Annotated in this window: 2 protein-coding genes and 1 tRNA gene; 1 reads left to right on the plus strand and 2 read right to left on the minus strand. The window is 73.0% G+C overall.

Annotated features, from left to right (window positions below):
* Window positions 1–37 precede the first annotated feature (37 nt).
* Window positions 38–508: a hypothetical protein gene (locus N864_RS21825; RefSeq protein ID WP_051518926.1), complete on the plus strand. Its 471-nt coding sequence runs from the start codon at window positions 38–40 to the stop codon at window positions 506–508.
* An 85-nt stretch (window positions 509–593) separates the two neighbouring features.
* On the opposite strand, the gene N864_RS21830 is transcribed toward N864_RS21825, so the two are convergent.
* A tRNA-Leu gene (locus N864_RS21830) sits at window positions 594–676 on the minus strand.
* A gap of 128 nt (window positions 677–804) precedes the next feature.
* Window positions 805–1,999: MFS transporter (locus tag N864_RS21835; RefSeq protein WP_081794121.1), on the minus strand; the 1,195-nt coding region annotated here is incomplete at its 5' end.

The raw sequence follows: 1,999 nt of genomic DNA on the forward strand, positions 1-1,999 counted from the left end.
CCCGCCGCGGTGAGCGGCATACGAAAGGATGGTCACGATGACGAACGTGACTGAGCTCTGGACAGCGCGGCGACTCGTCACGGCGCTCGCCGGGACCGTGGGCACGGCCCTGGTCATCGGCGTGCCGACCGTCGTGATCCCGAATCCCGTCTTCGGCCGCGAGATCCCGGTGACGTGGTGGAGCTACCCCGTGCTCGCCGCCGTGTCCATGCTGAGCGGACTGCTGCTCGCGACGTACGTGCGGGAAGGGGCCGCGGCTGAGGGCGTCACACCGGACGACCGGGCGCCGCGGCGCGGGCTCGGGGCCGGCGTGCTGTCGTTCTTCGCCGTGGGGTGCCCGGTCTGCAACAAGGTCGTGCTGCTGGCCCTGGGCGCCTCGGGCGCGATGTCGTGGTTCGCCCCGCTGCAGCCGCTGCTCGCCGTCGTCTCCGTCGCGGGGCTCGTGTGGGCGCTGCGGACCAGGCTCGCCGGGCTTCGCGCCTGTCCCGTCCCGGCCGTCGGGGACTGACCGCCGGACCGTGCCAGCCGACGCTGTACCTGAGGCAGCGTGAAGGGCCCCGACCCAGCCGGGTCGGGGCCCTTCAGCTCACGCGTGCGCGAGGGGGGATTTGAACCCCCACGCCCATAAGGACACTGCCACCTGAAGACAGCGCGTCTGCCGTTCCGCCACTCGCGCGTGACAGTGCCCCAGTGTGCTGCATCGGCCCGGAGTTCGCCAAACCGGGGGTCGTGTCCGGTCACCTGCCGGACGCGTGGCCCCCCACCTCGTCCGGACCGCGGCCGGGCGAACGGGGCCGACGGGGACTAGGACGAGCCGGTCGCACCGTCCCCGACGGCCGCCCCCGCCCGAGCGCCCGAGACGTCGGCAGCGAGCTCGGACTCCTCCTCGCGACGGGCTCCGCTGCCGAGCGAGAAGGAAGCGGCCAGGCCGAGGACGAGGAAGCCCGCGGCGGTGAAGGCGGCGTAGCGGGTGCCGTCGGAGAAGGCCTGCTCCGCCGGGCGGACGGCAGCGGCAGCACGGGGGTCCTTGGCGAGCTGCGGGATCGCTCCGCCGGCACTCGTCACCACCGCGTCGACGACTGCGGTCCGGGCGGCGGCGGGCACCCCGGCGTCCCCGAGCGAGGCGTCGAGCCGGCTGCCGACCGACGTGAACAGCACCGTCCCGAGGATGGCGATCCCGAGCGCCGAGCCGATCTGGCGGGCCGTGCTCTGCACGCCTGACCCCTCGCCGCTGCGCTGCACCGGGACGTCGACGAGGACGACGCCGGTCAGCTGGGCGGTGGCGAGCCCCACGCCAAACCCATAGACGAGGAGCGGGGCCACGACCAGGGCCCACGAGGTGTCCGGGCCGATGACGAACCCCAGCCCGGCGACGCCCACGATTTCGGCGGTGATGCCGATCCGGACCATCGTCGCCGGCGCGAGGCGTGCACTGAGGCCGGCCGAGAGACCACTGGCCAGGAACGACCCACCGGCGAGGGCGAGCAGGATCAGTCCGGTCTGGAAGGCGGTGTAGCCGCGGACGTTCTGCAACCAGAGCGGCAGCGACAGGACGATGCCGAACTCGCCCAGGCTGACGATCATCGCCGCGAGGTTGCCGTTGCGGAAGGACGGGATGCGGAACAGGTCGAAGCGCAGGATCGTGGGCCGGCCGGTGCGGGTCCGGCGGCGGATCCGCGCGACGAGGGCGGCACCGACGAGGACCGAGACGGTCAGGGCGACCGGAGCCGGCGAGAGCGACCACGACCATCGCCAGGAGCCGACCTCGAGTGGGGTGATCGACGTCCACCACCCGTAGGTGCGTCCCTCGATGAGGGCGAAGGCGAGCGCGGCGAAGGTGATCGCGGACAGGACGGCGCCGACAGCGTCCACGGCCTGCTCGCGTGAGGCCCGCGACTCGGTGATGAACATGAGGACCCCGACGACGACGAGCAGCCCGATCGGCAGGTTGATCCCGAACGCCCACCGCCACGAGTAGGACGTCGTGAGCCAGCCGCCC

The organism is Intrasporangium chromatireducens Q5-1 (assembly GCF_000576575.1).
GTDB classification, from domain to species: domain Bacteria; phylum Actinomycetota; class Actinomycetes; order Actinomycetales; family Dermatophilaceae; genus Intrasporangium_A; species Intrasporangium_A chromatireducens.

Coding starts and splice junctions, on each gene's coding strand:
- N864_RS21825 (WP_051518926.1), top strand. CDS start 38: ATGACGAACGTGACTGAGCTCTGGACAGCGCGGCGACTCGTCACGGCG.